General features: G+C 64.6%; 27 protein-coding genes and 1 pseudogene. 12 read left to right on the top strand and 16 right to left on the bottom strand.

The features are described 5' to 3' along the window. Positions 1-6: 6 nt before the first annotated feature. From ACNKFW_RS20100 to ACNKFW_RS20090, 3 genes are read right to left on the bottom strand one after another with little or no spacing between them, the layout of a single operon-like run. Positions 7-495 (bottom strand): 2Fe-2S iron-sulfur cluster-binding protein, encoded by a 489-nt coding sequence (locus tag ACNKFW_RS20100; protein WP_083413874.1) that lies wholly within the window; start codon positions 493-495, stop codon positions 7-9. After that, positions 492-944 carry a DUF6522 family protein gene (locus tag ACNKFW_RS20095; RefSeq protein ID WP_231000299.1) on the bottom strand — a complete coding sequence of 151 codons (453 nt, stop codon included), beginning with the start codon at positions 942-944 and terminating at the stop codon, positions 492-494. The genes ACNKFW_RS20100 and ACNKFW_RS20095 overlap by 4 nt, the downstream gene beginning before the upstream one ends. 21 nt (positions 945-965) lie before the next feature. Beyond that, the gene (locus ACNKFW_RS20090; protein ID WP_036761398.1) at positions 966-1,403 is read right to left on the bottom strand and encodes an RrF2 family transcriptional regulator; all 438 of its coding nucleotides are present in this window, start codon (positions 1,401-1,403) and stop codon (positions 966-968) included. Between the two features lie 141 nt (positions 1,404-1,544). Between ACNKFW_RS20090 and ric the strand changes: the two genes are divergently transcribed. The 5 genes and pseudogenes from ric to ACNKFW_RS20065 all read left to right on the top strand — a co-directional run. Next, positions 1,545-2,216, top strand: coding sequence for an iron-sulfur cluster repair di-iron protein (gene ric, locus ACNKFW_RS20085; protein ID WP_074990928.1), 672 nt, complete (start codon positions 1,545-1,547; stop codon positions 2,214-2,216). Between the two features lie 114 nt (positions 2,217-2,330). Beyond that, the gene (locus ACNKFW_RS20080; RefSeq protein ID WP_287883374.1) at positions 2,331-2,654 is read left to right on the top strand and encodes a hexameric tyrosine-coordinated heme protein; all 324 of its coding nucleotides are present in this window, start codon (positions 2,331-2,333) and stop codon (positions 2,652-2,654) included. Positions 2,655-2,673: 19 nt separating this feature from the next. Next, positions 2,674-3,012, top strand: a complete 339-nt coding sequence (locus ACNKFW_RS20075; RefSeq protein WP_287883373.1) for a carboxymuconolactone decarboxylase family protein — start codon at positions 2,674-2,676, stop codon at positions 3,010-3,012. 213 nt (positions 3,013-3,225) lie between these two features. Further along, on the top strand, positions 3,226-4,896 hold the full coding sequence (locus tag ACNKFW_RS20070) for a cytochrome c oxidase subunit I (RefSeq protein ID WP_074990930.1): 1,671 nt from the start codon (positions 3,226-3,228) through the stop codon (positions 4,894-4,896). A 419-nt stretch (positions 4,897-5,315) separates the two neighbouring features. Then, a pseudogene (locus ACNKFW_RS20065) lies at positions 5,316-5,744 on the top strand (TonB-dependent receptor plug domain-containing protein); the annotation flags it as partial. A 442-nt stretch (positions 5,745-6,186) separates the two neighbouring features. On the opposite strand, the gene ACNKFW_RS20060 reads toward ACNKFW_RS20065, so the two are convergent. From ACNKFW_RS20060 to ACNKFW_RS20030, 7 genes are all read right to left on the bottom strand, one after another. Further along, positions 6,187-6,738, bottom strand: a complete 552-nt coding sequence (locus tag ACNKFW_RS20060) for a nucleotidyltransferase family protein (RefSeq protein WP_231000313.1) — start codon at positions 6,736-6,738, stop codon at positions 6,187-6,189. Continuing rightward, positions 6,735-7,655 carry an XdhC family protein gene (locus ACNKFW_RS20055; RefSeq protein WP_418025768.1) on the bottom strand — a complete coding sequence of 307 codons (921 nt, stop codon included), beginning with the start codon at positions 7,653-7,655 and terminating at the stop codon, positions 6,735-6,737. Before ACNKFW_RS20055 ends, ACNKFW_RS20060 begins: the two co-directional genes overlap by 4 nt. 83 nt (positions 7,656-7,738) lie before the next feature. Then, positions 7,739-9,193 carry an NAD-dependent succinate-semialdehyde dehydrogenase gene (locus tag ACNKFW_RS20050; RefSeq protein ID WP_418025881.1) on the bottom strand — a complete coding sequence of 485 codons (1,455 nt, stop codon included), beginning with the start codon at positions 9,191-9,193 and terminating at the stop codon, positions 7,739-7,741. Further along, positions 9,193-9,630 (bottom strand): acyl-CoA thioesterase, encoded by a 438-nt coding sequence (locus tag ACNKFW_RS20045; RefSeq protein WP_231000315.1) that lies wholly within the window; start codon positions 9,628-9,630, stop codon positions 9,193-9,195. The genes ACNKFW_RS20050 and ACNKFW_RS20045 overlap by 1 nt, the downstream gene beginning before the upstream one ends. A gap of 1 nt (position 9,631) precedes the next feature. Then, positions 9,632-10,789, bottom strand: coding sequence for an iron-containing alcohol dehydrogenase (locus ACNKFW_RS20040; protein ID WP_231000316.1), 1,158 nt, complete (start codon positions 10,787-10,789; stop codon positions 9,632-9,634). A 42-nt stretch (positions 10,790-10,831) separates the two neighbouring features. Next, positions 10,832-11,587, bottom strand: coding sequence for an SDR family NAD(P)-dependent oxidoreductase (locus tag ACNKFW_RS20035; RefSeq protein WP_231000317.1), 756 nt, complete (start codon positions 11,585-11,587; stop codon positions 10,832-10,834). A gap of 26 nt (positions 11,588-11,613) precedes the next feature. Then, positions 11,614-12,435: an SRPBCC family protein gene (locus ACNKFW_RS20030; protein ID WP_331000905.1), complete on the bottom strand. Its 822-nt coding sequence runs from the start codon at positions 12,433-12,435 to the stop codon at positions 11,614-11,616. A 193-nt stretch (positions 12,436-12,628) separates the two neighbouring features. Here ACNKFW_RS20030 and ACNKFW_RS20025 point away from each other — a divergent pair, with 193 nt between their 5' ends. Genes ACNKFW_RS20025 through ACNKFW_RS20010 form a run of 4 tightly spaced genes read left to right on the top strand, consistent with a single transcriptional unit; the run spans position 12,629 to position 17,148 of the window. Then, positions 12,629-13,534 carry an FAD binding domain-containing protein gene (locus ACNKFW_RS20025; RefSeq protein WP_231000318.1) on the top strand — a complete coding sequence of 302 codons (906 nt, stop codon included), beginning with the start codon at positions 12,629-12,631 and terminating at the stop codon, positions 13,532-13,534. After that, positions 13,527-14,012, top strand: coding sequence for a (2Fe-2S)-binding protein (locus tag ACNKFW_RS20020; protein ID WP_231000319.1), 486 nt, complete (start codon positions 13,527-13,529; stop codon positions 14,010-14,012). The genes ACNKFW_RS20025 and ACNKFW_RS20020 overlap by 8 nt, the downstream gene beginning before the upstream one ends. Then, the gene (locus tag ACNKFW_RS20015; RefSeq protein ID WP_231000320.1) at positions 14,009-14,770 is read left to right on the top strand and encodes an N-acyl homoserine lactonase family protein; all 762 of its coding nucleotides are present in this window, start codon (positions 14,009-14,011) and stop codon (positions 14,768-14,770) included. The genes ACNKFW_RS20020 and ACNKFW_RS20015 overlap by 4 nt, the downstream gene beginning before the upstream one ends. Positions 14,771-14,796: 26 nt before the next feature. After that, complete coding sequence (locus ACNKFW_RS20010) at positions 14,797-17,148, top strand: xanthine dehydrogenase family protein molybdopterin-binding subunit (protein WP_418025880.1); 2,352 nt, start codon at positions 14,797-14,799, stop codon at positions 17,146-17,148. 16 nt (positions 17,149-17,164) lie between these two features. Here the strand turns inward: ACNKFW_RS20010 and ACNKFW_RS20005 are convergent, their stop codons facing one another. From ACNKFW_RS20005 to ACNKFW_RS19985, 5 genes are all read right to left on the bottom strand, one after another. Beyond that, positions 17,165-18,085 (bottom strand): winged helix-turn-helix transcriptional regulator, encoded by a 921-nt coding sequence (locus ACNKFW_RS20005; RefSeq protein ID WP_276243013.1) that lies wholly within the window; start codon positions 18,083-18,085, stop codon positions 17,165-17,167. Between the two features lie 144 nt (positions 18,086-18,229). Then, a complete protein-coding gene (locus tag ACNKFW_RS20000; RefSeq protein WP_276243012.1) occupies positions 18,230-19,228 on the bottom strand; it encodes a branched-chain amino acid ABC transporter permease in 999 nt (332 codons plus the stop codon). Position 19,229: 1 nt separating this feature from the next. Then, entirely contained in the window at positions 19,230-20,117 is an 888-nt protein-coding gene (locus ACNKFW_RS19995) for a branched-chain amino acid ABC transporter permease (protein ID WP_276243011.1), read from the bottom strand. A gap of 8 nt (positions 20,118-20,125) precedes the next feature. Beyond that, positions 20,126-20,830 (bottom strand): ABC transporter ATP-binding protein, encoded by a 705-nt coding sequence (locus tag ACNKFW_RS19990; protein WP_231000325.1) that lies wholly within the window; start codon positions 20,828-20,830, stop codon positions 20,126-20,128. Beyond that, positions 20,823-21,581 (bottom strand): ABC transporter ATP-binding protein, encoded by a 759-nt coding sequence (locus ACNKFW_RS19985; RefSeq protein WP_231000326.1) that lies wholly within the window; start codon positions 21,579-21,581, stop codon positions 20,823-20,825. Before ACNKFW_RS19985 ends, ACNKFW_RS19990 begins: the two co-directional genes overlap by 8 nt. 253 nt (positions 21,582-21,834) lie before the next feature. Between ACNKFW_RS19985 and ACNKFW_RS19980 the strand changes: the two genes are divergently transcribed. The 3 genes from ACNKFW_RS19980 to ACNKFW_RS19970 are packed head-to-tail and all read left to right on the top strand — an operon-like array spanning position 21,835 to position 25,453. After that, complete coding sequence (locus tag ACNKFW_RS19980; RefSeq protein WP_231000327.1) at positions 21,835-23,061, top strand: ABC transporter substrate-binding protein; 1,227 nt, start codon at positions 21,835-21,837, stop codon at positions 23,059-23,061. 57 nt (positions 23,062-23,118) lie between these two features. Then, on the top strand, positions 23,119-23,889 hold the full coding sequence (locus tag ACNKFW_RS19975) for an enoyl-CoA hydratase-related protein (protein WP_231000328.1): 771 nt from the start codon (positions 23,119-23,121) through the stop codon (positions 23,887-23,889). A 46-nt stretch (positions 23,890-23,935) separates the two neighbouring features. Continuing rightward, positions 23,936-25,453 (top strand): class I adenylate-forming enzyme family protein, encoded by a 1,518-nt coding sequence (locus ACNKFW_RS19970; RefSeq protein ID WP_418025762.1) that lies wholly within the window; start codon positions 23,936-23,938, stop codon positions 25,451-25,453. A gap of 225 nt (positions 25,454-25,678) precedes the next feature. Here ACNKFW_RS19970 and ACNKFW_RS19965 read toward each other — a convergent pair whose 3' ends face one another. Then, a complete protein-coding gene (locus tag ACNKFW_RS19965; protein WP_418025760.1) occupies positions 25,679-25,888 on the bottom strand; it encodes a hypothetical protein in 210 nt (69 codons plus the stop codon). Positions 25,889-25,995 lie beyond the last annotated feature (107 nt).

Raw genomic sequence — 25,995 nt, 5'->3', positions numbered from 1 at the left:
TTCGTGTCAGCCTTGCCGCTCGATCATTTTCTTCTTGATCTCGGCGATGGCGCGGCCGGGGTTCAGCCAAGGCTCGATCATTTCGTATTGGGCGAGCAGATGGGTCTGGTCGGGCACCAGTTCCTTGATCGCTGGCAGGTTGGCCAGCGGAAAGATCGTCGCAGGTTTGGCCCGATCGGCTATCGCCCAGGTGCAAGCGGTCCAGTTCGTGGCATCGATCGTCATGACGCATGACCCGCATACGCCTTTGCGGCGCGAACGACGAAAGTGAGCGTCGGGTCGATCCTGTTCTTTATCCAGATCAGCGCGTCGAGCGGTATCGGCCCGCAATCGTCCAGATCGTCGCGGAACGTATCCCGCCGCAGGCCGGCCATGCCGTCGGGATCGAGGCGATGGCTGCGCAGCGTTGCGATCCGCGCAGCACCCTCGGCGCGGGCCAGGAAAGCGCTGTGGCCGCTTCAGGCGCAGCAACTCGTCCGAGCGACCGACGATCATGGCGCCTTTCCTTGTGGGCGGGATGTCCGGCGCGGCGCGTCGATGCTGATCGCGATGGGATCGCTGGCAGGGAAGGTTCCTTGCAGCGCCAGGTCGAGAAGCGTCTCGATATGGGCTGTCTGTCCCGGATCCCGCCCGCTCTCTGGTGCCTCGTGATCCCCGCCGGCCTCCGCGCCTGGGCTTTCGGGGCCGGGCGATCGGGCGAAATCCAGCGCGCCGCAGCTCAGGATCCTGCCGCTTGCGTCCGCCGTGATCCGGATGCGGCGGCTGGACGAAAAGAAGATCAGCCGGACCGTGCCGGCATCCTTGCCCGCGCCGCGCTCGAACCGGCTGGTGATCGTGCCGTCGCGCATGCCCTGCCGCAAATCGTCGGCGCTGATCCCGAACGCCCTGGCCAGGACGGCCGCGTCGATCCGGGCGCCGTCCTGCTGCAAGTCGATCCCAGGCATCGCCGCCTCTCTTTCCCGGCCTCACTCGGCCGCCACCACGCGCCCTCCCGGACCCGCTCCGGGCCAGGCGCAATCCTCCAGCGTCGTGCGGTCCAGCTCGGCCATGAAGGCCTCGCGCGCCGCGGAAAGCTGCGGCCGCAGGCGGCAGCGCGGCCGCAGGACGCATGCGCCGCCGTCGGCGCGGAAACATTCCACGATGGCGAACTTGCGCTCCAGATGGCGCACCACCTGCCCCAGCGTGATCTCATGCGCCGGGCGCATCAGCCGCAGCCCGCCGGACCTGCCGCGCTCGGACCGCACGAAGCCGCCAAGCCCCAGGTCGCTGACCACCTTGGCCAGGTGATGCTGCGAGATGGCGAACTCCCTGGCGATCTGCCCGGTCGAGATCGGCTTTTCCGGCGCCCCCGCCAGCCGCATCAGCACCCGCAATCCGTAGTCGGTAAAAGTCGCAAGACGCATCGGCTCTCCTGAATTGGTATTGACAATACCGATTATGTGGGCGGATATTCGGCATTGCAAGTACCGAATATGGGCTTCGCGCATCCTCCTGCCCCGCGGCGCCCGACTCGCCGTCAGACCCCCCCGCTCATGGAGACAGCCATGCCCCAGACCACATTCCCATTGCACGACCGGACGGTCGGCGAGATCGCCGCGCGGCTTCCCGGCGCGTCCGGCGTGTTCCGCCGCTTCGGCATCGACTTCTGCTGCCACGGCGAGGTGCCGCTGGCCGAGGCGGCCAATCGGCGCCAGCTGGACCTTGGCGCGCTCGAGGCGGTCCTGGGCGACCTCGACCCGCTGGCGATCCCCGATGCGCCACGCGAGACCGGGGCGCTGATCGACCATATCCAGACCCGCTATCACCAGGCGCATCGCCGGCAGATCCCCGAGCTGATCGCGCTTTCGCGCAAGGTCGAGGCGGTCCATGCCGGCCATCCAGAGGTGCCCGGCGGCCTGGCCGACCTGCTGCAGCGGATATGGGGCGAACTGGAGGTGCACATGAAGAAGGAAGAGCTGATCCTGTTCCCGGCCATGCGCCGGCAGGCGGCGGACCGGATCGCCGCCCCCATCGCCGAGATGCGGCACGATCACGACGATCACGGCGCCTTCCTGGCAGAGCTGGCGCGGCTGACGCAGGACCATACCCTGCCCGAGGGCGCCTGCCGGACCTGGCAGGCGCTTTACGCCGGAACCGCGCAGCTGCGGGCCGACCTGATGGAGCATATCCATCTGGAAAACAACGTGCTGTTCCCGCGCTTTGAAAAGGCCACATGAGGCCCGCTGCTGGAAGCTGGGCCGCTATTCATGCGATCCCGCGACGCTTGCCGCCGGCCTCGCATCCAATGCCCCGAAGCCCGCCCCATGTGATCCAATCGAGGAGGAGGTTCCATGTTCCGATCCAGTTGCATCCTTGCCGCCTCGCTGGCGCTGCTGCCGCCTGCCAGCCTTGCCCAGACCGGCCAGTCTGCCACGGGCGCAGCGGTGGCAGAGACGTGGCTGCCGACCCTGCAGGTCGATACGCCGCAGCAGGGCTTCGATCTGGCCATCGTCATGGCGCGGCGGGCGGTCAAGACGACCCAGCCCGATGTCGCGATGCTGAAGGCGCAGCGGTCACGCTATGCCGAGGATGCGGCCAGCCTGATCGACGTCTCGGCCGTGGCGGCGGCCTGGTTCGCGACCATCGCCGCGGCCAACGACTATTGGCGCGAATGAACCTGAAGGAAGGACGATCATGGCCGACATCTCCATGCCCAGGGCCAGCGCCGCGCTTGGCGCGAAACGTCACGCGCTGGCGCCGGGGACCGACGATGCCTTTTTGGCGCTGTCGAAGGCGGTCTTCGCCGACGGTGCGCTGGACAAGCGCACCAAGCAGCTGATCGCGGTCGCCGTGGCCCATGTCACGCAATGCCCCTGGTGCATCGAGGGCCATGTCAAGGGCGCCCGCCGCGAGGGTGCCACCAACGAGCAGATCATGGAGGCGATCTGGGTCGCGGCCGAGATGCGCGCCGGGGCCGCCTATGCCCATGCCAACAAGGTGCTTGCGGTTCTGGACCAGATCGATGGCGCGTGAAGCCTGCCCATGCCCTGCTGCCGCCCCTTGGGAATCATGGCAACGGGTCGAGGCCTGTATGAAGGGCGCGGCGGCAGCCCGGCGGATCACCGCAAGGCTCGATGCCACCCTTCGCCTTGCCGATAACCGCAGGGCCGGCCAGGTCGGCTTGCCGCCGCGCCCGACCATCGGCGTATCCGCAAACCGGAGCCTGCACAGATAAAGGACAGGACCATGTCAGCCCAGATCAGCGACAGCATCGAAGAGAAGCGGGGCTTCTTCACCCGCTGGTTCATGTCGACGAACCACAAGGACATCGGCATCCTTTACCTGTTCACCGCCGGGACGGCCGGGCTGATCGCCGTCACCTTCACCGTCTACATGCGGATGGAGTTGCAGCATCCCGGCGTGCAATACATGTGCCTGGAGGGGATGCGGCTGGTCGCGGACGCCTCGGCGGAATGCACGCCCAACGGCCATCTGTGGAATGTCGTCGTGACCTATCACGGCATCCTGATGATGTTCTTCGTCGTCATTCCGGCACTGTTCGGGGGGTTCGGCAATTATTTCATGCCGCTGCACATCGGCGCCCCGGACATGGCCTTCCCGCGGCTGAACAACCTGTCGTATTGGCTCTATGTCTGCGGGGTCTCTCTTGCCATCGCCTCGCTGCTGTCGCCGGGCGGCAACGACCAGCCCGGCGCGGGCGTGGGCTGGGTGCTCTATCCGCCGCTCTCCACGACCGAGGCCGGCTATGCGATGGACCTGGCGATCTTTTCCGTCCATGTCTCGGGCGCCAGTTCGATCCTGGGTGCGATCAACATCATCACCACCTTCCTGAACATGCGCGCACTGGGGATGACGCTGTTCAAGGTGCCGCTGTTTGCCTGGGCGGTCTTCATCACCGCCTGGATGATCCTCTTGTCGCTGCCGGTGCTGGCCGGGGGGATCACCATGCTGCTGATGGACCGCAATTTCAGCACCCAGTTCTTCGACCCGGCCGGCGGTGGCGACCCGGTGCTTTACCAGCATATCCTGTGGTTCTTCGGCCATCCCGAGGTCTACATGCTGATCCTGCCCGGCTTCGGCATCATCAGCCATGTGGTCTCGACCTTCGCCAGGAAGCCGATCTTCGGTTATCTGCCGATGGTGCTGGCCATGGCGGCGATCGGCATCCTGGGCTTCGTGGTCTGGGCGCATCACATGTATACCGCCGGCATGTCCCTGACCCAGCAGACCTATTTCCAGATGGCGACCATGACCATCGCCGTGCCCACCGGCATCAAGGTCTTTTCGTGGATCGCCACCATGTGGGGCGGCTCGATCGAATTCAGGACGCCGATGCTCTGGGCCTTCGGCTTCCTGTTCCTGTTCACCGTCGGCGGCGTGACCGGGGTCGTCATCGCTCAGGCGCCCTTGGACCGCGTTTATCACGACACCTACTATATCGTGGCGCATTTCCATTATGTGATGAGCCTTGGCGCGGTCTTCGCGATCTTTGCCGGGGTCTATTACTGGATCGGCAAGATGTCGGGGCGGCAATACCCGGAATGGGCCGGCAAGCTGCATTTCTGGATGATGTTCATCGGTTCGAACCTGATCTTCTTCCCGCAGCACTTCCTGGGCCGCCAGGGCATGCCGCGGCGCTATATCGACTATCCGGTCGAGTTCGCCTATTGGAACAACATCTCGTCGATCGGCGCCTATATCTCCTTCGCGTCCTTCCTGTTCTTCATCGGCATCGTGTTCTACACGCTCTTCGCCGGCAAGCGCGTGAACGTGCCGAACTACTGGAACGAGCATGCCGACACGCTGGAATGGACCCTGCCCTCGCCGCCGCCCGAGCACACCTTCGAGCAACTGCCCAAGCGCGAGGACTGGGATCGCGCACACGCGCATCGGTAGGGGAGGCAGACCTTCGGAAACGACCGATCGTATCCAACAGCACCCGACTCGAGCGGATGTCGGAACAGCCGATGCTGACGCATATCAGCCAAAGGCATCATACCGTGCGAGGCGGATAGGCACTGAAAGCTGCGTTACAGGTGGTGCTGCAGACGAGAGGTAGGAGATAGACCGGACGTTCCCAAGTGGTGTCGGCGCGCCAAGGTAGCGGGTGCTGGAGCACCGGCACGGAAGAGAATGTCCATGGGAGCGGCAGTATCTGATACGCCCCACAACTCCCAGAATAACAACTTGGCAATCACGTCACGCGGCATCTTGACGCGATTCGATATGTTTACACAAGCATATCGTGATGGTACCTCACGATTGTCGGTGGCGTGGAACCACGCGATCCAGATATCACGGGGGACCAGGGTGCCATGCGTCGCGCAGTTTCGAATGGTGGGATAGCGATTTCTTTTTTCTGCCTGGCCACAGCAGGTCATGCGCAAACGCTGCCCGGACAGGACGCCATCGTTCTTGACCAGGTCGTCATCCAGGGGGGCGACGACAGCGGCAAGAGCGGGGTGCGCGCGAAAACCGCGACGATCGGTCCGCTTGGCCGGCGCGAGATCAAGGACACGCCCTATTCGGTCAGCGTCATCGACAAGACCCTGATTGAAAACCAGCAGGCGACGACCTTGCCCGATCTGCTGAAATACATGCCCTCGACGCAGATGGAGGCGCGCGGCGGCGGCGATGTCGGGCGCCCGCAATCGCGCGGCATGCAGGGCACGCCGGTTTTCAACAATCGCCTCGATGGTATGAACATCGTCGCCACCACTGCGCAGCCCATCGAGATGTATGAAAGGGTCGAGGTCATTCACGGCCTCGCCGGCGCCTATTTTGGTCCGGCAAACCCCGGCGGACTTTTCAACTTCACCCGCAAACGGCCCACGCAAGATCCCTATAATCGCATCAACACCGGCTTTACCGGCCAGGGAACCTGGCTGGCGCATGGCGATTTCGGCAGCCATGCGGCAGACGGCATGCTCGGCTATCGCATCAACGTGCTGAGCGAAGAGGGAGAGGGCTATGTGAAGGGCAGCGATCTGGATCGCTCGCTGATCAGCGGCGCCTTCGACATCAACCTGACCGACCAGACGACGATAGAACTGAACGCCAGCCGCTACCGTTTCGACAAGTTCGGCTTTCCCGGCAGCTTCAGCTACGACAACAGCGTGAGAGTGAGGAATTTGCTGAGCGTAGATATGGTCCGAGACGGAACTCCCCGGCACCATCGAAATACGTTCACGTGCTTTGGAGATCGCCTTTCGTGTCGATGTCCTTCGCTTCAATTGGGGAAAGTGCCAGGAGCGCAGAGGCCGGAAGATTGGAAATTACAGCTCTGGCACCGCAATCATCTTTTTCTGGAGCCGCTTTTTGCCAATCCTGTCGATGTAACACTGCAGGTGGCATCCTGACTCCACTGAGATGGCACGCCAAACTCTCATAAGTCGAGGCCAGCAGTTGAATCAAGGTCTCCACCTGCAATGATGGCATGTCACCAAGGGCGATCAACATCCGGTCCGCCCCCTTTGCTTCGGCATAGAGGCAAGCTGCATGGAACGAGGTCGACATGTTCTGTCCTGGTTCGATATGAATGGCATGGAAGTTGGCTGGTAGTACGGCCGCTACCGCCTCGGATGACACCACCGCCGCCAGTTGGTCGCAGCCGGCCCGTGCAAGCGTTCGGGCGGCGGCCACAACCAGCGGTCGGCCTTCCCAGGGCGCCAGCAGCTTGTCTTCCGCGCCAAAGCGGCGCGATGCGCCGGCCGCCAGCAGGACGCCCAGCGTTTTCATGGTTTTACCCGCTCGGTCCGCTGGCCATGCAGGCCGATAATCTCGGCCAGCACCGAGATGGCCAGTGAACCCGGATCGCGACGGGACGGGATCAAGCCGATCGGCCCGCGGATGCGTGCAAGCGCGTCATCGGAAAGCCCCAACTCGCGCAGCCGTGCAAGGCGGCCTGCCTGCGTCGCGCGACTGCCCTGCGCGCCGACATAAAAGGCCTGCGTGCGGACCAGATGTCGCAGGATCGTCGGCTCATAATCGTGGTCATGGTAGAACAGCACGGCGGCGGTGTCAGCGTCGGCCTCCAGTCTTTCTGGTGAGAACCGAGCGTCGATCAGCATGGTCGGGCTGCCGGCGGCGCGCACGGGTGCGAGGCTCGCTTCCTCATGCGATAGCAGCATATGGTCGTAATCCATGCCGCGCACCAGTCCGGTAAAGGCGGCGGCCTCGGCTCCGGTTCCGAACACCAGGAAGCGCAGGGCGGGCCGGAAGCCAAGCCGGAAATCGGTGCCATCGCATCCGGTCGGCTGCCAGTCGCGCAGCGACAGCCGGCCTTCGGCCGATACCGTCAGCGAGGCCGGTTGCCTGCGGGCGCGGCAGCGCGCCAGATCGGCGAGGACGAGCGGATCGCGCAGCGGAAAAAGGCGGATCTCGACCGCGCCGCCGCAGGGCAGGCGCAGATCGAAGAAGGGCGAGCCTTGGCCATAGCGCAGGTTTTGCGGGTGTCCCGTCCGACGCACCTCCTCGGCGCGCAGGATGATGTCCGCCTCGACGCAGCCCGAGGTGATCGCCCCGGCGAAGCGGCCATCGGGACCGATGGCCATTGTCGCGCCGGGGTTGCGATAGGCCGGGCCGTGGGTCGCGGTCAGAACCGCCAGGACGGTGCCGGCGCCCCACTGCGCCGCCATCTGCCATGGATCCATCATGGCGGGATGCCGTGGAGAGCGATCCTGAGCGATGATCAGACGCGAGGTCATTTCCTCACCTTCGTGTTTGCTGCATGCGACGCTTAGAGTTGCAGGCAGAGATATTTCACCTCGAGATAGCCCTCGATCCCGTATTTCGAGCCCTCGCGGCCCTGCCCGCTTTCCTTGACGCCCCCGAAGGGCGCGGCCTCGTTCGAAATCAGGCCGGTGTTTATGCCGACCATGCCGTATTCCAGCTTTTCGGCGACGCGGAACACCCGGCCGATGTCGCGGCCATAGAAATACGAGGCGAGGCCGAAGGGGGTGTCGTTGGCCAGCGCGATCACCTCGTCCTCGGTGTCGAAGCGGAAGATCGGCGCGACGGGGCCGAAGATTTCCTCGGAAAAGAAGGCCATCTCGCGGGTGGTCCCGGTGACGATGGTGGGCTCGAAGAAACTGCCGCCAAGCGCGTGCGCCTTGCCGCCAATCGCGACCGTCGCGCCCTTGGCGACGGCATCGTCCAGCAGTTCGCGCACCTTGGCCGTGGCGTGATCGTCGATCAGCGGGCCGATATCCACGCCCGGCTCTGTGCCGTTGCCTACCTTGAAGGCGGCGACCCGTTCGGAAAGGCGCTGGACGAAGGCGTCATGCACGCCCGCCTGCACGAAAAGCCGGTTCGCGCAAACGCAGGTCTGCCCGGCATTGCGGTATTTCGAGGCGATGGCGCCTTCGACCGCCGCGTCGATATCGGCGTCGTCGAAGACGATGAACGGGGCATTGCCGCCCAGCTCCATCGAGGTCCGTTTCACCGTATCGGCGCATTGCTTCATCAGTTCCTTGCCGACCTCGGTCGAGCCGGTGAAGGACAGCTTGCGGATCACCGGGTTCGCCGTCAGTTCCGCGCCGATCTCGCGGGCCGAGCCGGTCACGACCGACAACAGCCCCTTCGGGAAACCGGCCCGATCCGCCAGCACCGCCAGCGCCAACGCGGTCAGCGGGGTCTGGCTGGCCGGTTTCAGCACCATGGCGCAACCCGCGGCAAGCGCTGGGCCGATCTTGCGCGTGATCATCGCCGCCGGGAAGTTCCAGGGTGTGATCGCCGCCGTCACGCCGACCGGCTGCTTCAGCACGATGATGCGCCGGTCGGGCGCGGGGCCGGGAATGGTGTCGCCATAGACGCGCTTCGCCTCTTCGGCGAACCACTCGATATAGGAGGCCGCATAGGCGATCTCGCCCTTCGCCTCGGCCAGAGGCTTGCCTTGCTCGCTGGTCAGGATCAACGCCAGATCGTCCGTGGCGGCGGTGACCAGGTCGAACCACCTACGCAGGATGACGGCGCGTTCCTTGGTGGGACGCGCGGCCCAGGCAACCTGCGCCTGCTGCGCCGCCGCGATGGCATCCGCGACCTCGGCGCGGCCGACCGATGGAACGGCGCCGATTTCGGCCCCGGTGGCGGGGTTCGTGACGGCGATGGTCCGGCCACTTGCGGCGGCCACCCATTCGCCCGCGATCAGGTTGCGGGATTCCAGCAGCGCGGGGTCCTTGAGCGATAGTGTCATCATGCCTCCTTCATCAGCCCTGCAAGGGCCGTGCGGGTGTCGTCGGGGATTGGGCAGGGGCGGCGGGTTTCCGTGTCCACATAGACATGGACGAAAAACCCTTCGGCCGCCGCCGTGTCGCTGTCGGCGGCGAACAGGCCGATCTCGTAACGGACCGAGGATGTGCCGATCTTTGCGACCCTTAAACCGGCGGTCACGGGCGAGGGATAGGACATCTCGCCGTGATAACGGCAGCCGGTTTCCGCAACGAGACCGATGGCGGGGCTGTTCCGCGTGTCCAGAAGCCGGTTCGAGATCAGCCATTCGTTCACCGTCGAATCGAACAGCAGGTAGTGGATGGTATTGTTCAGGTGGCCATAGACGTCATTGTCGTTCCAGCGCGTGCTGTGCTGGCGGAAATGGACGTAATCGGCGCGGGTTCCGGGGGGCGTGCGCATCTCACCAGGCCTCCGTATAGATCGCGAGTGCATCCGCCTCGGTGACCGGCCGGGGATTGTTCACCAGCAGGCGCTGTTGCTTCATGGCATCGGCGGCCATGCGGGGCAGGGCGTCTTGCGGAATGTTCACGTCCCGCAGCCGGGGCGGCATCTGCAACCGCCCGATCAGGGTTTTAAGCGCATCGACGAAAGCCTCGGCCCGGCTGTCTTCGGGGGTGTCGGCAAGCTGCGGGAAGGCGTCGGCTGCGATCTCGGCATAGGTCGCGGCGGCGGCGGGCAGATTGAAGCGCAGCACGGCGGGCAGCACCAGCGCATTCGACAGCCCATGCGGAATATGGAAGATGCCGCCGACCGGATAGGCCAGCGCATGGACCGCCGCCACCGGAGAGTTGGCGAAGGCTTGGCCCGCCAGCATCGAACCCAGCAGCATCGCCTCGCGCGCGGCAAGGTCGGCGCCGTCGGCGACGGCGGTTTCGATGTTCGCGCCAAGCAGCCGCAGGGCCTCGCGCGCCAGCATCCGGGACAGCGGGTTGTTGTTCGCGCTGGCCGAGGCATAGGCCTCGATCGCATGGACCATGGCGTCCACGCCCGTCGCGGCGGTGATCGAGGGCGGCAGGTCCAGCGTCAGTCCCGCGTCCAGCAGCGCGATGTCGGGCAGGATTACCGGCGACGAGACGCCGCGCTTTTCTTCGCCGCCGACGGTCAGGATGGCGACGGGGGTGACCTCGGAGCCGGTGCCTGCCGTGGTCGGCACCAGCACCAGCGGCAGGCGCGGGCCTTGCGCATTGTTCACGCCCCAGGCCTCGTCCAGCGGCTGGTCCGAGCCGAGGAGCAGCGCGGCGACCTTGGCCACATCAAGAGACGATCCCCCGCCGAAGCCCAGGACTCCGGTGACGCGCGCGTCAATTCCGGCCTGCACAGCGGCAATCACCGTGGCGACCGATGGGTCCGGTTCGACCGCATCGAAGATGGCCAGGTCATGGCCCGCGTTCCGTAGCGCCGCGATGGCCGGGTCGCACAGGCCCAGCTTGCGCAGGCCCGGATCGGTGACCAGCAGCACCCGTGGGCCGAGCAGGGCGCCGACATGCCGGTCGATCTGGTCGGCCGCCCCCGACCTGAAGACGATGGACGGGGTGGTGTTGAAGACAAAGGGGTTCATATCTGCCTCGTGTTCATGCCAGGGCCAGCCGCGCCGCAGCGGTCAGACCATCGAGAAGCCACCATTCACGCTGATGACCTGTCCGGTCACCCAGGAGGCGGCGTCGGTTGCAAGGAAGGCGACCATCGGCGCCACGTCGTCGGGCTGGCCGATGCGGCGCAGCGGATAGGCCTTGACGATCTTGTCCATGTTCTTGGCCAGGAAGTCCGGGTCGCTGTGCGAGGTCTGGATCAGCCCTAGCGAGACGGTGTTGACCGTGACATGGTTGCGGCCCAACTCGCGGGCCAGCGATTTGCCAAGCTGGACCGTCGCACCCCGGGCGGCGGCGGCCAGCGCCAGATTGGCCTCGCCGATGCGTGAGCTGTCGCCGACGATATTGATGATCCGTCCGCCGTTCTGCGCGATGAAATGCGGCGTGACCGCGTGGCAGCAATGCAGGGCGCCGTAAAGGCAGGTGTCGATCTGCGCCTTCCAGTCGGCGGGGGTGCTGTCGACGAATTTCTGGTATTTCACATAGCCCGCGTTGTTCACCAGGACATCGATGGAGCCGTGATCGGCGACGATGGCCGCGATCATCGCCTGCACCTGCGCATAGTCCGAGATATCCGCCCGATAGGCCTTGGCCTTGCCGCCCGCCGCGGTGATCAGCTCCACCAGGCCGGCGGCTTCGGCCTGGGAGTTGCGATAGTTGACGGCGATGGTGGCGCCCAGGCCGGACAGTTCGCGCGCGATCTCGGCCCCCGTGTCGCGGCCGCCGCCGGTGACCAGCGCCACCTTGCCCTGAAGTGAAAGCTGCATGGAAAACTCCTTGAAAGTGGGCGCGCCTATTGGCGCCGATCCGAGAGACGGCCGAAGAGATATCCGACCGCTGCAATGAGAATGAGTTGCACCGCCGTGCCGAACTCGGGTGAGAGTGGCTGGCTTGCCAGGGGTGCCGGGACGCCCTGGCGTTCGGTCAGCCACAGGAAGGCGAAAACGGCCGCCACGGCCAGGGCCGCCAAGGTGGCGATCCGCGATCCGCCGGCCGGCGGGAGGGGCGGAGCCACCGGCGGATAAGGATAGGGCGCGGGCCAATGTCCCATCTGAGGCGGGACCGGATAGACATGGGGCATTTGCCCCACGCCCGCCGCCGGGATGGTCGCTGGCGAGGGTGAGCCTTGGCTGGCAGTGGCACCGGCGGGGGCGGCGGCGCCCTCGCCATGATACTGGCGGCGAATCTCGGCGGCGAATTTCTCGAAGAACGCCTCGGACATCTTCCGTGCCGTCGCGTCGATCAGCCGCCCGCCCAGCTGCGCGAGCTTGCCGCCGACCTGCGCATCGACGCTATAGGTCAGTATCGTGCCGCCCTCGGCCTCGTCCAGGGTGATGTGCGCACCGCCCTTGGCGAAGCCGGCGACGCCCCCCTGACCTTCACCGGTGATCCGATAGCTGATTGGTGGGTTCAGTTCAGAAAGTGAAACCTTGCCGCCAAACTTGGCTGAGACCGGACCGACCTTGATCGTCGCCGAGGCCACCATCTCGGTGTCCGAGGTCTTTTCAAGCGACTGGCATCCCGGGATGCAGCTACGCAAGATCTCGGGGTCGTTCAGCGCTTTCCACACTGTCTCCCGCGATTCGGGAATCAGCTTCTTTCCCGACATCTCCATGCGCCGCACTCCTCCTGCTGGTGCGGGACGGCGGCGTCCTCCGCGCCGGCCCGACATGTCCTTGAGCATTGACATGCACCAGTTCAGTCTAGTAAAGCAAGTGAAAAGTTTCAGACTTGCCCCTGTGTTCGCCATATCCGGCGACCCTTGGGGTGCAAGGGCAGGGACGGCCTGCTGACAGGGGGAGGTCAGGGTGAAGCCGGCAAGATTCGATTACGTCCGGGCGGAAAGCGTGGAACATGCGCTGGCGGTGCTGGCCGAACATGGCGGCGAGGCGAAGATCATCGCGGGCGGCCAAAGCCTGATGCCGATGATCAACTTCCGGTTGGTCAAGCCGGCGGTGCTGGTCGACATCAACCACATCCCGGGTCTTGAGGTGATCGAGGAGCAGGGCGACCGGCTGCGCATGGGGGCGCTGGCCCGGCATCGCATGACGGCAAGCGACCGGGCGATTGGCCGCAGGCTTCCAATCCTGCATGAGGTCATGCACCACGTCGCGCATATGACGGTGCGCAACCGCGGCACGTTCTGCGGCAGCGTCTGCCATGCCGACCCGGCGGCGGAAATGCCGATGATCGCGCAGATGTTCGACGGTCGGGTCGAGATCGCCTCGGCCTCGGGGGTGCGGGTGCTGCCGGCATCGGAGTTTCTCGTGGGCTCGCTGGTCAATGCGCTGGAGCCCGAGGAAATGGTCACCGGCATTAGCATCGGCACGTCCTCCCCCGATGCGGGGTGGGGGTTCGAGGAATTCTCGCGCCGCCACGGCGATTTCGCGCTGGCGGCGGTTGCCGTCACGTTCCGCGTCGATGATGGGGAGGCCATCCGCGATGCCCGGATCGGCATGACCGGCGTGGGTGAGACCGCGCTGCGGATGCGCGATCTTGAGGTGCTGGTCGATGGCCGCCGTCTGGACGAAACGCTGGAGGCCGAGGTGGCGGCCTGGCTGTCGGACAATCTGTCGCCGAACGCGGATATCCACGCCAGCGCCGACTATCGCCGCAACCTGTCGGGCGTGCTGGCGGTCCGTGCGCTGCGCAAGGCGCATGCCCGCGTCCTCGAACGCCGCGCGGCATCCGGAAAGGGGCAGGACCATGAGTGACGGCAAGACGGAAATCACCGTGACGGTGAACGGTATCAATCACACCCGCCAGGTCGAGCCGCGCATGCTGCTGTCCGACTTTCTGCGGCACGAACTTGGCCTGACCGGCACCCATGTTGGCTGCGAACATGGCGTCTGCGGCGCCTGCACGATTTCGCTGAACGGCCGCTCGGCACGTTCATGCCTGACGCTGGCCGTCATGGCCGACGGGCAGGAGGTCGAGACGATCGAATCGCAGGGCACGCCCGACAATCTGTCCCGCATCCAAAGGGCATTCCAGGACCATCACGGGCTGCAATGCGGTTTCTGCACGCCGGGCATGGTCATGGCCATCGCCGATCTGCTGGCCCACCACCCGCTGGAGACCGACGAGCAGATCCGCGAGGGGCTGTCAGGCAATATCTGCCGATGCACCGGCTATGTGCATATCATCGAGGCCGTGCGCGAGCTGGCCCGCGAAAGAGGACCGTTGAAATGAGGATGGATGTGCTGTCCGGCGGCAGGCTGAAGATGCGCAAGTCGATCTACATGCCCGCCGAGAGCAAGGAGGACATGGTCGAACTGCCGGTCGTCTCGGTGCTTTTGCGCCATCCTTCCGGCAATGTGCTGTTCGATACCGGCTGCGCGCCGCAGGCTGCCGAGGATCCTTCGGGGCGTTGGGGCGGGCTGGCCAAGGTGATGCAGCCGATTTTCGCCCCGCAGCATGCCGTGGTGAACCAGCTGCCCCGGCACGGTCTGGCGGCGGAGGACATTGACGTGGTGATCTGTTCGCATCTGCATCCCGACCATTGCGGCTGCAATGCCGCCTTTGCCCGGGCGACCGTGATCGCCCATGCCGCCGAGCTTGCCGCCGCCCGTGCCGAAGGGGCGGAAAAGCAGGGCTACCTGCCGCAGGAATGGGACATCCCGCAGGGCTACTCCGAAATCGACGGCGAAAGGGACCTGTTCGATGATGGCCGGATCGTGCTGCTGCCGCTGCCGGGGCATTCCCCCGGCCTGACCGGTGCCCGGATCGAGCTGGATCGCGACGGGGCGTTCCTGCTGGCCTCGGACGCCGCGCCGATGATGCGCCATGTCGATCAGGGCTATGCGCCGAAGAACAGCTGGGACATGGACCTGGCCGTCAGGTCGCTGGCCGAGATCAAGGCGCAGAAGGATCGCGGCGCCACGGTGATCTGCGGCCATGACGATGCGCAATGGCAGGAACTGTCGCAGCGGGAGGAGGGTTTCCGGTGAGCAAGCCCGACTATTCCGATGTCACCATGCGCCCGAAAATGGTGGGCAAGCGCATCAAGCGGACCGAGGACCGTCGCCTTCTGACCGGCACCGGGGAATATGTCGATGATGTGCAGGCGGCGGGGATGCTGCATGTCGCGATCCGCCGCTCGGACCAGCCGCATGCGCGGATCGTTTCCGTCGATGCGGCGGGGGCCTTCGACATTCCCGGCGTGGTCGGCGTCTTCGACATCTCGGATTTCGAGGGCGAATGCCAACCCGCGGTCCCGACCTCGCGGATGAAGGATTACTACGCCACGCCGACCTGGCCCCTGGCGCGCGGCAAGGTCCGCTATGTCGGCGAGCCGGTCGTGGCCGTGGTGGCCGAAAGCCGCTATGTGGCGGAAGATGCGTTGGAACATGTGCTGATCGAATACGAGCCGCTGCCCTTCGCCATCCGCCAGGTCGATGCGGTCAAGGACGACGCCCCTTTGCTGCACGAGGAGGCCGGCACCAATGTCATCATCCGCCGCACCTTCGAGCGCGCCGATGTGGACGAGGTGTTCCGGACCGCGCCGCACAAGGTCGGGGGCACCTTCCGCATGACGCGCAAATGTGCCGCACCGATGGAAAACCGCAGCTACATGGCGCAATGGGAAAAGCGGCGGCGGTCGCTGACGCTGTATACCTCGTCCAATATCCCTGGTGTGGTGCGCGATGTGTTGTCGGATTGCCTGGGGCTGTCCAGCCATCAGTTGCGGGTGATCGCCCCCGATGTCGGCGGCAGTTTCGGCGGCAAGGGTTCGCTCTATGGCGAGGAAATGCTTGTCTGCCTGCTGGCCCGCAAGCTGGAACGTCCGGTGAAGTACGTCGCGGACCGGCTGGAGGATCTGGCCGCGCTGAGCCAGGGCTTCGACGAGTTGATCGAGGCCGAACTGGCGCTGGACGACGACGGGCATTTCCTGGGGTTGCGGGCGGATGTGATCGGCGATGTCGGGGCGTTCTCGATCTATCCCTGGACGGCGGCGCTGGAAACGGTGCAGGTCATCAGCTTCCTGCCCGGCCCCTACAAGATCGAGGCCTATCGCGGGCGTATTCGTGGCGTGCTGACCCCCAAGCCACCGACCGGGCCGTATCGTGGCGTGGGGCGGCCATCGTCCACCTTCGGCATGGAGCGGCTGGTCGACATGGCGGCGCGCAAGCTCGGCATGGACCCGGCCGACATTCGCCGCCGCAACCTCGTGCGGGACGACGAGTTTCCCTATCGCACGGCACCGGGCATCATCTGGGACCGCTCGGCCTTTCAGGAATGCCTGGAGGGGGCCTGCGAGGCGCTGGACTATCCCCGGTTGGTGGAAAAGCGCGATGCCATGCGCGCCGAGGGGCGCTGGGTGGGCATCGGCATGGCCAGCTATGCCGAACTGACCGGGATCGGGTCGCGCATCTCGGTCGCGCCAGGGATGCCGATCAACACCGGCACGGAAACCGCGAATATCTCGATCGACGCGACAGGCGTGGTGACGGCGGCCTTCGGCGTCGCTTCGCATGGGCAGGGGCTTGAGACCACATTGGCGCAGGTCATCAGCGACGAGTTGGGCTGCAGCATGGAGGATGTGGTCGTCCTGCATGGCGACAGCTCGCTGGTGCCGATGAGCACCGGGACCTTCGCCAGCCGTTCCGCCGTGCTTGGCGGCGGCGCCGCCACGCTGGCTTCGCATCAGCTGAAGGCGAAGGTGCTGGGGATGGCCGCCATCCTGATGGAGGCGAAACCGGACGAGTTGGAGATGGACGGCAGCATCATCACCGCGCGCAACTCGAACCAGAGCCTGACGCTGAAAGAGGTGGCGAAGGCCGTCTATAACCAGATGGGCCGGATTCCGCGCGACCAGCGTGTCGACCTGGTGGTGCAGGAAACCTATGATCCCTATCTGGGCACCGCCTGTTCCTCGACTCATATGTGCATGATCGAGGTCGATCCCGGAACCTATGGCGTCAGGATCCTGAACTATGTCGTTTCCGAGGATTGCGGACGGATCATCAACCCGATGATCGTGGACGGCCAGGTCCATGGCGCGGTGGTGCAGGGCATCGGGGCTGCGCTGCTGGAAGAGGTCATCCACGACGACGACGGACAAAGCGTCGCCGCCAGCCTTGCCGACTACCTGTTGCCGGTGGCGACCGACGTGCCGGACATCGACATTGTGCATATCGAAGCGGAATTGCCGAACAACGTGGGCGGTTTTCGTGGCATGGGCGAGGGCGGTACCATCGGCGCGCCGGCGACCATCGCCAACGCGATTTCGGATGCGCTGTCGCCGCTGGGCGTCGGGATCGACAAGCTGCCCGCCACGCCGGAGCGGCTGTTCCGGCTGGTGCAGGCGGCCAAGGCCGCGGGCTGAGAGGGCCCGCCTTGCCTTACTCGGGCAGCGTGTAGCGCAGGATGTAATCCGTGTCGCGCGCGTTGATCGGCTGCTTGCATTCGGAACAGACGACGATCGGCGTGAAATCCTGCCCGCAAGGCTTGTGGCGTAGTCGCATCGGCGGCTTGCCATTGGTCAGCCACCTGTCGCCCCAGGCCATCATCACGATCATCGGCTTGTAAAGCGCCAGCCCCTTTTCGGTGAAGCGGTATTCCTGGCGATCGCCGTTGCCATAGGGCACTCGGCGAAAGACGCCGGCATCGACCAGCCGGTTCAGCCTGTCTGTCAGGATGTTCGGGGCGATGCCTAGGTTTTCGCGCATTTCCTCGAACCGGCGCACGCCGGTCCAGCCCTCGCGCAGGATCAGGAAGCTCCAGCGGTCGCCGATAATGGCCAAGCTTCGGGCGACCGAACAGGGACGCACGCGTTGCAACAAGGTCGGATCCGCGCTGCGGCGCGAGCGGGGCCGGGCCTCCATCGGCTCATAGCCTGCGCCGGGACCGTCGCGCGGGGCGACATCGCGCGCCTCGACAGGTTCAAGGCAGCTTGAGCAGACGGTCAGCGGCCGGCATTCCTTGCCGCATTTCGTATGGATCATCTGGAGCGGCGGCAACTCGCCCCCTGTCAACCAGGTGTCGCCGAACTCCATCAGTGACAACATGGCCGGGAACAGATCCTTTCCCCGCTCTGTCAGGAAATACTGGTGCCCCGGCTCTCCGGATTTGCGGCCGATGGCGAAGATCTGCTTCTCGACCAGAACGTTCAGCCGCGAGGACAGTGTCTGCCGCGGAATCCCGAGCCGCGACTGGAACTTGTCGAAGCGGCGCACGCCGAAGAATGCCTCGCGCAGGATCAGGAAGTTCCAGCTGTCCAGAACGATGTCGATGGTTTTCCTGACCGAAGAATGCCGCTGCATCACCACGGGCGTATTCGATGGGTTGGATGTCGCCTGGTTCATTGCGCTGAAAGACCTGCATGTCGCTGCGACTCTTGTAAGGCGTTATGCCGGAACGTGCAAATCCGCCGTGCCGCGCCGGCGGATTCGCTTTCCGTCATGGACTCACGGTGCCGTTTCTGTCCGGGCCGGGATGTCGCGCAGCAGCCGGCGGCGCAGGTATTCCAGGGTTTCGCCGTAAAAACCGCGCCGGAATAGCATCACGCAGGCCATGAACACCACGCCGACGACCAGCGAGACGGGCAGACCCGAGGTCGCCAGGAAATGGCCGATCATCACCACGAAGATTGCCCCGATCAACGGTCCCCAAAGCGTCCCGATGCCGCCGATCAGCACCATCAGCACCACTTCGCCCGAGATGTGCCAGGACACGTCGGCCAGCGTCGCCAGCTGGAAGGCCGAGGCCTTGAGCGCGCCCGCCAGCCCCGAAAGCGCCGCCGACAGCGTGAAGGCCAGCAGCTTGTAGCGATCGACGTCCAGCCCCAGCGAGGTTACGCGGGCCTCGTTTTCCCGGATGGCGCCGAGGATATGGCCGAAGGGCGAATGCACAACGCGCCGGATCAGCAGCAGGCAGGCCGTCACGATGATCAGCGCCGCATAATAAAGCGTGGTGGTGTCGCGCAGGTCGATCAGGCCCAAGAGCGAACCGCGCGGCACGTTCTGGATGCCGTCCTCGCCGCCGGTGAAGGGGGCCTGAACGGCAAGGAAGTAGACCATCTGCGCCAGCGCCAGCGTGATCATGGTGAAATAGATGCCCTGCCGGCGGATGGCGATCAGGCCGAAAACGAGGCCGAGGGCGCCGCCGACCAGCACGCCGAACAGCAGCGAGACCTCGAAGGGCCAGCCCCAGACCTTTGCCGATTGGGCAAAGGCATAGGCGGCGCCGCCGAAAAAGGCGGCATGGCCCAGTGACAGCAGGCCGGCGAAGCCCAGCACCAGGTTCAGCGCAGCCGCGAACAGCATGAAGCACAGCACCTTGACCAGAAACAGCGGATAGATGGTCAGCGGCGCCAGCAACGCTATGGCCGCGACCGCCAGCAGCAGCGCGAGTCGGACACCGGCGGGAAGAAGCTGCGGACGAAAGTCCTTGTAACGATGGGCCATCCTACCTGTCCTTTCCAAAAAGCCCCGCCGGCCGCAGCAGGAGAACGAGGATCATCACGATGAAGACGGTGATCGCCGAGGCGGTGGGGAAGAATACCTTGGTCAGTGCTTCGAGCACTCCGAGCATGAGACCGGTCACGATCGAGCCCATGATCGACCCCATGCCGCCAATCACGACGACGGCGAAGACGATGATGATCAGGCTCGATCCCATGTTGGGGCTGACCTGATAGATCGGCGCGGCCATCGCCCCAGCCAATCCCGCAAGTCCGACTCCGGCCGCATAGGTCAGGGTCAGCATCAGCGGCACGTTGATCCCGAAGGCCGTGACGAGATAGGGGTTCTCGGTCGCCGCGCGCAGGCGCGCGCCCAGTGGCGTCTTTTCGATCACCACCCATGCCAGCAGGCAAGTGACCAGCGAGGCCAGGATCACCCAGGCCCGATAGACCGGCAGCACCATGAAGCCCAGGTTGTAGACGCCGGTCAGGCTGGCAGGAACCGGATAGGACTTGCCCCCGGCGCCATAGATCCAGCGGAACAGGCCCTCGAGCGCCAGCGCCAGGCCGAAGGTCAGCAGCAGGCTGAACAGGTGGTCCAGGCCGTAGAGGCGGCGCAGCATCGTGCGCTCGAACACGGCGCCGAAGACTCCCACGATCAGCGGTGTCAGCACCAGCGATGGCCAGTAGCCGATCCCGGCATAGGTCAGCAGCCACCAGGACACGAAGGCCCCCAGCATGTAGAAGGCCCCATGGGCGAAGTTGATCACGTTCAGCAGGCCGAAGATGATCGCCAGTCCCAGCGACAGCAAGGCGTAGAACGAGCCGTTGATCAGCCCGATCATCATCTGCCCGGTCAGGACGGCAAGCGGCACTCCGAAGAATTCGGTCATGTTGCCCCTCAGATTCCGAGAAAACGGTTGAGCTTGTCCATCTGCGCGGACAGGCTGGCGTTGGCGATTTCGTCGATGATGCGTCCCTGTTCCATCACATAGTGACGATCGGCCACGCCGCGGGCGAAATTCAGGTTCTGCTCGACCAGCAGGACGGTGAAGCCCTTTTCCTTGAGCCGCACCAGCGCCTCGCCGATCTGCTCGACGATCACCGGGGCCAGGCCCTCGGTCGGCTCGTCGAGCAGGATGAAGTCGCAGCCGGTGCGCAGGATGCGGGCCATGGCCAGCATCTGCTGCTCGCCGCCCGACAGGCGGGTGCCGATGGTGCCGTCGCGCCCCTTGAGGTTGGGAAACAGCTCGTGGATCGCGGCGATCGTCCAGCCGCCGGGTCGCACGACCGGCGGCAGCATCAGGTTCTCATGCACCGTCAGGCTCGAGAAGATCCCACGTTCCTCGGGCACGAAGCCCAACCCCAGTTGCGCAACCCGGTGCGGCGGCGTTGACAGAAGTTCGGTGCCGTCGAAAAGGGCGCTTCCCCTGCGCTTGCGCATGACCCCGGCCAGCGCCCGCATGGTCGAAGTTTTTCCTGCGCCGTTGCGGCCCAGAAGCGTGACGACCTCGCCGCGTTTCACCTCGAACGAGGCGCCGTGCAGGACATGGCTCTCACCATACCATCCCTCCAGTGCGTCGACCTTCAGTCGAGTCTCAGCCATGCGCTCCTCCCATATAGGCCGAGCGCACTTCCTCGTTGGCGGCGACCTCGTGGTAATTTCCTTCCGCAATCTTTTCGCCCCGGCGCAGCACAGTGATGCGGTCCGAGATATCGGCCACGACCTTCAGGTTGTGCTCGACCATCAGCACCGTGTGGCGGCGCGCCAGCGACTTGATCAGCGCCGAGGTATGCTCGATGTCCTCCTGGCCCATTCCGGCCATCGGCTCATCCAGCAGGATCAGTTCGGGGCGCAGGGCCAGGGTCGTAGCCAGTTCCAGTGCGCGCTTGCGGCCATAGGGCAGGTCGCCGGCGCGGGTATAGACCAGCGGCTCCAGCCCGACCTGGCAGACCAGCTCATGCACCTGCTCGTCGAAGCGATGCAGCCCGCGCCCGGATTTCCAGAAGCTCCAGGTGTCGCGGTCATGGGCTTGCAGGGCGGTGCGGATGTTCTCGTAGACCGTCAGGTGTGGGAACACCGACGAGATCTGGAACGACCGCACCATGCCCAGCCGCGCAATCGCCGCCGGCAAGGCGCGGGTGATGTCCTGCCCCTTGAACCGGATCTCGCCCGCGGTCGGCTGGACGAACTTGGTCAGCAGGTTGAACAGCGTGGACTTGCCGGCGCCGTTCGGGCCGATCAGCGCGTGGATATGTCCCGTCTCGACCTGCAGGTCCACGTTGGAAACGGCGACGAAGCCGCCGAACGACTTTCGCAGCCCCCTCGCTTCGAGGATGCAACCTGATTCGCTCACAATGACTCCTCCCTGCCGCCCTGGCCGGGCGGCTCCCCTGATGGAAACGTTCACATATCGTTTCATTCAGTCGAGTAAAGTCTAACTATGAAACTATAATACATGTCAAGCGTGACGTGCTTGCCTGTGTTGCAGTGAAGAAAAATTGCCTATAAGTTGGCTATTGACGCATCAAGTCCATTAGTGCAATCAATAATGCGTTCCGCAATGATACTGAAAATAACGGTATCACTTCATTTGGGAGGATGAAGACATGACGCGATTTCTGGCAGCGGTTTCCGGTCCGGCCGCGCTTGCCGCAGCATTGCTGCTGTCCGTGGATCACAGTCCGGCGCTGGCGCAAGAGAGCCCGGTCCGAATCGGGGTCCTGACGGATATGAGCGGGCAGTTCAGCCATGAGGCCGGCGAAGGCTCGGTCGCGGCGGTGAAGATGGCTGTCGAGGATTTCGGCGGCGAAGTCCTGGGGCGCAAGATCGAGGTCCTGGTGTCGGATCACCAGAACAAGCCCGAACTGGCCGTCTCGACCGCTCAGGAGTGGTACGAATCCGGCGGGGTCAGCCTGATCACCAACCTCATCAACTCCGGCATCGCGCTGGCGGTCGCCGGGGTTGCGGCCGAGCACAACGGCATCGCCATCGTCAACGGCTCCGGCTCGTCCAAGCTGACCGGAGAGGGCTGCACGCCGCATTCGATCCACTATGCCTATGATACCTACGCCCTGGCCGTGGGAACGGCGCGGGAACTGGCGAACCAGGGTCACAAGAACTGGTTCTTCCTGACGGCCGACTACGCTTTCGGACACGCGCTCGAGGCCGATGCCTCGGCCGTCGTCAAATCACTGGGCGGCACCGTCGAGGGTTCGATCCGCTATCCGATCGAGACGACCGACCACAGCTCCTTCATGTTGCAGGCGATGGCGTCGCCCGCCGATGTCGTGGCGATCGCCGGATCCGGGACGACCTTCATCAACGCGGTCAAGTCAGCCGGCGAATTCGGCGTCGCATCCAGCGGCAAGACCGTGGCAGGATTGTTGGTCTGGTTGACGGATACGCATTCGCTGGGATTGCAGGCCGCGCAGGGGATGATCCTGACGAACGCCTTCTACTGGGACCGCGACGACGAGACCCGCGCTTTCTCGGCCCGCTTCGCCGAACGCGTCGGGCGTCCGCCGCATATGGGCGATGCAGGCGATTATTCCTCGACCATGCACTACCTCAAGGCGGTCGAGGCGGCTGGCTCCACGGATGCCGATGCCGTCATGGCGAAGATGCGCGAAACCCCGGTCAACGATTTCTTCGCCAAGGGCGGCGTGATTCGCGAGGACGGCCGCATGGTGCATGACATGTATGTCTATCAGGTCAAATCGCCCGAGGAATCCACCGGCGAATGGGACGTCTACAAGCTGGTCAATACCATTCCGGGCGAAGAGGCCTATCGGCCGCTGTCGGAAAGCACCTGCCCGCTGGTGAGGAAGAACTGATCCGCTCGGGCGTCGCCCGCTGTTGGCGTCGCCCGCCTTTTTTCAAGGTGCAGGGCAATGACGGATATACTTGTCGACATCGAAGAGGGCGTGGCCCTGGTCACGCTGAACCGTCCGGCGCAAAGGAATGCGCTGACCTATGCGATGTGGAACGGGCTGGACAGGGTCTTTGGCGACCTGGGCCGGGACCCGTCGGTCAAGGCGGTCGTGCTGACCGGCGCGGGGACGGATTTCACTGCTGGGGCCGATATTGCAGAGTTTGCCGCGATCCGAGACGATGCCGATCAGGCGCGGGCCTATGAGGTTGCCGTGGATCTGGGTTGCGACGCCATCCTGCGATGCCCCAAACCGGTGATCGCCGCCTGCAAGGGCTATACCTTGGGCGGCGGCATGCATGTCGCCATGTCGGCCGATTTCCGTTTCGCACCGCAAGAGGCGCAGTTCGGGATTCCAGCCGCGCGGCTTTCGATCGTTTACGGCGTCCAGGCCACCCGCAAGCTCATGGCGCTTGTGGGCCTCACTGAAGCGAAGCGGATTCTTTACGGTGGTCATCGCTTCGATGCTCGCCATGCGTTCAAGGTAGGTCTGATCGACCGCATCACGGTCGATCCACTGGGGGAAGCGATCCGTTTCGCGGGCGACCTGGCCGCGGGATCGGCGCCGCTGACCATTGGGGGGGCCAAGTATATCCTGAATGGCAACGCCATGGGTGGGTTCGATCCCGACGAAGCGGAACGGCTGATCGACGCTGCCGCTGCCAGCGAAGACTATCGCGAGGGTCGCGCCGCCTTTGCCGAAAAACGCCAGCCGCAATTCCGGGGATGTTGAAACCCGCAGTAGGGAACGGGCGGCCCGATGCCGCCGGGAGGATGACATGATACACTTGGATCTGATCGAAACCATCGGCGCGCTGATGGCACGCCATGCCGAGGCCACGCCCGACAAGCCGGCCTATATCGACGATGACCGCGCCATCACCTGGGCCGGGCTGCAATCCGAAACGGCCGCCATCGCCGCCGACTTGCTGGCGGGTGGATTGCAACAGGGGGAAAGCGTCGCAATCTGGCTGGCAAATTCGGTCGATTGGGTGGTGGCCACTCTTGCGGTGGTGCGGGCCGGTGGTATTGCTGTGCCGATCTCAGCCGAGGCCACGGCGCATGAGGCGGCCTATCGCATTCAGGATTGCGCCGCCGCCGCGATCTTTGCCGAAGCGTCCTTGCGGCCGGTATTGGACGAGGTCGCCGGTCAGGGAATCGCCCTGCCGCGGCTGATCTGGCGCGACGGCGGGTTGGCCGTTCCGGCCTCGGCCGAAGCGGCGCTGCCGGACGAGAACATCCATGCCCCCGCATTCATTGTCTATACATCCGGCACCACGGGCAAACCCAAGGGCGTCGTCCTGACCGTCCACAGCATGCTGTGGGTCAGCGCGGCCTGCTGGGCTCCGATCGCGGGCCTCTCGGCCGATGACGTGGTGCTTTCGCCGTTGCCGCTGTTCCATTCCTACGCGCTCAACATCGCGGTTCTGGGCATCCTTGCCACCGGCGCGACCGAACGGATCATGTCGAGGTTCTCTGCCAGCCGTGCGTTGGAGTTGTTGCAAGCGGGTGAGGCTACGGTATTGCCGGGCGTGCCGACAATGTTCCATTACTTGCTGCTGGCCGCGCGCGAGAAGGGTATGACCTCGCTGGGTAAGTTGCGGATCTGCCTGTCGGCAGGGGCGATCCTGCCGGCGGCACTGAACCGCGATTTCGAGGCGCATTTCGGCGTCGAGCTGCTGGATGGCTACGGCATTACTGAGACCTCGACCATGGTCACCATGAACCGGCCGGGCCGATACCGGATCCCCGGCTCGTGCGGACTGCCGCTTCCCGGGGTTGCCGTGCGCATTATCGACTCAGTCAGCGGCCTTGACCGGCCCCGGGGAGAGGAAGGAGAGTTGATCTGTTCCGGGCCCAACGTCATGCAGGGGTATTTGAACAAGCCCGAGGAAACCGAGAAGGTTTTGCGCAACGGCTGGTATCATACCGGCGATCTGGCTCGTTCCGACGAAAACGGGTTCCTGACCATCACCGGACGCCTGAAAGAGGTTGTGATCCGCGGCGGTCAGAACATATCCCCCGGCGAGGTCGAGGAGGCGCTAATCGAACATCCTGCCGTGCGGGATTGCGCAGTGGTCGGCGTACCGCATGAAACGCTCGGCGAGGTGCCGGTCGCCTATGTGGTCTGGGAAGCCTCGTCGGCTGACGCCGATGCCGTCCTGGCACATTGCCGCACGCTGCTTGCGCCTTACAAATTGCCTCACGCGATACAGGCAATCGACACCATCCCCCGAACAGGATCCGGCAAGATCATCCGGTTCAAGCTCCGCGAGCTCTATGTGCAGGGAGGTTAGCACTACTTTGGCATATTTTTGCTGATGCAATGATCTCCGGATTCACGGGAGCGGTTTTGGGTGATTCATAGGGCGCCAGTGTGAAATTTCAGGAAGGTTTGCTTTCTGTTTCACATGGCGGCCTCTCACAGAAGAGATTCACCTGCATTGTTGGCGTGTGTCCGAGCCAGGTCGCCGCGCCGCGACACGGAAGGCCACACCCGCGCCACAGCACATCCCCAATCTTCAGTCGCGTTCGGCCCATAGCCGCCGGTCGAGCCGCGCCGATGCTGCGCGGCGGCATTCCTCGAACCGGCCACTGGAGACTGGGCGCAGCATTTCGAGCTGCGGAGTGTCTGCGATGCGGACGAAATGAATGTTCGCTCTGATGAGAAATAGAATAGACGCCTGAAAAACGGCGGCGCGACGCATCATGCTGGGGTAGAACCGCGCCATGTTATCCGATCTCCCCGACCACCTGACCCTCTAGGCCTGTGCGAGCGCGGGGCTGCGGCATCCGCCTTTGAGGTGTCGCGCTGATGCTTTCTGATCATGACAGATGC

Origin of the sequence: Paracoccus sp. TD-10 (genome assembly GCF_048270675.1) — a bacterium.
In the GTDB taxonomy this organism is placed as follows: Bacteria; Pseudomonadota; Alphaproteobacteria; order Rhodobacterales; family Rhodobacteraceae; genus Paracoccus; species Paracoccus pantotrophus.
This window is presented reverse-complemented; position numbering and strand designations above follow the sequence as displayed.

Excerpts from the sequence above, each read along its gene's own strand:
- ACNKFW_RS20070 (WP_074990930.1), top strand. The coding sequence starts at position 3,226 with ATGTCAGCCCAGATCAGCGACAGCATCGAAGAGAAGCGGGGCTTCTTC.
- ACNKFW_RS20045 (WP_231000315.1), bottom strand. The coding sequence starts at position 9,630 with ATGCGCACGCCCCCCGGAACCCGCGCCGATTACGTCCATTTCCGCCAG.
- ACNKFW_RS20055 (WP_418025768.1), bottom strand. The coding sequence starts at position 7,655 with ATGATGGATCCATGGCAGATGGCGGCGCAGTGGGGCGCCGGCACCGTC.
- ACNKFW_RS19965 (WP_418025760.1), bottom strand. The coding sequence starts at position 25,888 with ATGGCGCGGTTCTACCCCAGCATGATGCGTCGCGCCGCCGTTTTTCAG.
- ACNKFW_RS20020 (WP_231000319.1), top strand. The coding sequence starts at position 13,527 with ATGAGTGACGGCAAGACGGAAATCACCGTGACGGTGAACGGTATCAAT.
- ACNKFW_RS20100 (WP_083413874.1), bottom strand. The coding sequence starts at position 495 with ATGATCGTCGGTCGCTCGGACGAGTTGCTGCGCCTGAAGCGGCCACAG.
- ACNKFW_RS19990 (WP_231000325.1), bottom strand. The coding sequence starts at position 20,830 with ATGGCTGAGACTCGACTGAAGGTCGACGCACTGGAGGGATGGTATGGT.
- ACNKFW_RS20000 (WP_276243012.1), bottom strand. The coding sequence starts at position 19,228 with ATGGCCCATCGTTACAAGGACTTTCGTCCGCAGCTTCTTCCCGCCGGT.
- ACNKFW_RS20035 (WP_231000317.1), bottom strand. The coding sequence starts at position 11,587 with ATGCAGCTTTCACTTCAGGGCAAGGTGGCGCTGGTCACCGGCGGCGGC.
- ACNKFW_RS19980 (WP_231000327.1), top strand. The coding sequence starts at position 21,835 with ATGACGCGATTTCTGGCAGCGGTTTCCGGTCCGGCCGCGCTTGCCGCA.
- ACNKFW_RS20060 (WP_231000313.1), bottom strand. The coding sequence starts at position 6,738 with ATGAAAACGCTGGGCGTCCTGCTGGCGGCCGGCGCATCGCGCCGCTTT.
- ric (WP_074990928.1), top strand. The coding sequence starts at position 1,545 with ATGCCCCAGACCACATTCCCATTGCACGACCGGACGGTCGGCGAGATC.
- ACNKFW_RS20050 (WP_418025881.1), bottom strand. The coding sequence starts at position 9,193 with ATGACACTATCGCTCAAGGACCCCGCGCTGCTGGAATCCCGCAACCTG.
- ACNKFW_RS20015 (WP_231000320.1), top strand. The coding sequence starts at position 14,009 with ATGAGGATGGATGTGCTGTCCGGCGGCAGGCTGAAGATGCGCAAGTCG.
- ACNKFW_RS19995 (WP_276243011.1), bottom strand. The coding sequence starts at position 20,117 with ATGACCGAATTCTTCGGAGTGCCGCTTGCCGTCCTGACCGGGCAGATG.
- ACNKFW_RS20075 (WP_287883373.1), top strand. The coding sequence starts at position 2,674 with ATGGCCGACATCTCCATGCCCAGGGCCAGCGCCGCGCTTGGCGCGAAA.
- ACNKFW_RS19970 (WP_418025762.1), top strand. The coding sequence starts at position 23,936 with ATGATACACTTGGATCTGATCGAAACCATCGGCGCGCTGATGGCACGC.
- ACNKFW_RS20030 (WP_331000905.1), bottom strand. The coding sequence starts at position 12,435 with ATGGAGATGTCGGGAAAGAAGCTGATTCCCGAATCGCGGGAGACAGTG.
- ACNKFW_RS20080 (WP_287883374.1), top strand. The coding sequence starts at position 2,331 with ATGTTCCGATCCAGTTGCATCCTTGCCGCCTCGCTGGCGCTGCTGCCG.
- ACNKFW_RS20090 (WP_036761398.1), bottom strand. The coding sequence starts at position 1,403 with ATGCGTCTTGCGACTTTTACCGACTACGGATTGCGGGTGCTGATGCGG.
- ACNKFW_RS20005 (WP_276243013.1), bottom strand. The coding sequence starts at position 18,085 with ATGCAGCGGCATTCTTCGGTCAGGAAAACCATCGACATCGTTCTGGAC.
- ACNKFW_RS20095 (WP_231000299.1), bottom strand. The coding sequence starts at position 944 with ATGCCTGGGATCGACTTGCAGCAGGACGGCGCCCGGATCGACGCGGCC.
- ACNKFW_RS20010 (WP_418025880.1), top strand. The coding sequence starts at position 14,797 with ATGCGCCCGAAAATGGTGGGCAAGCGCATCAAGCGGACCGAGGACCGT.
- ACNKFW_RS20040 (WP_231000316.1), bottom strand. The coding sequence starts at position 10,789 with ATGAACCCCTTTGTCTTCAACACCACCCCGTCCATCGTCTTCAGGTCG.
- ACNKFW_RS19975 (WP_231000328.1), top strand. The coding sequence starts at position 23,119 with ATGACGGATATACTTGTCGACATCGAAGAGGGCGTGGCCCTGGTCACG.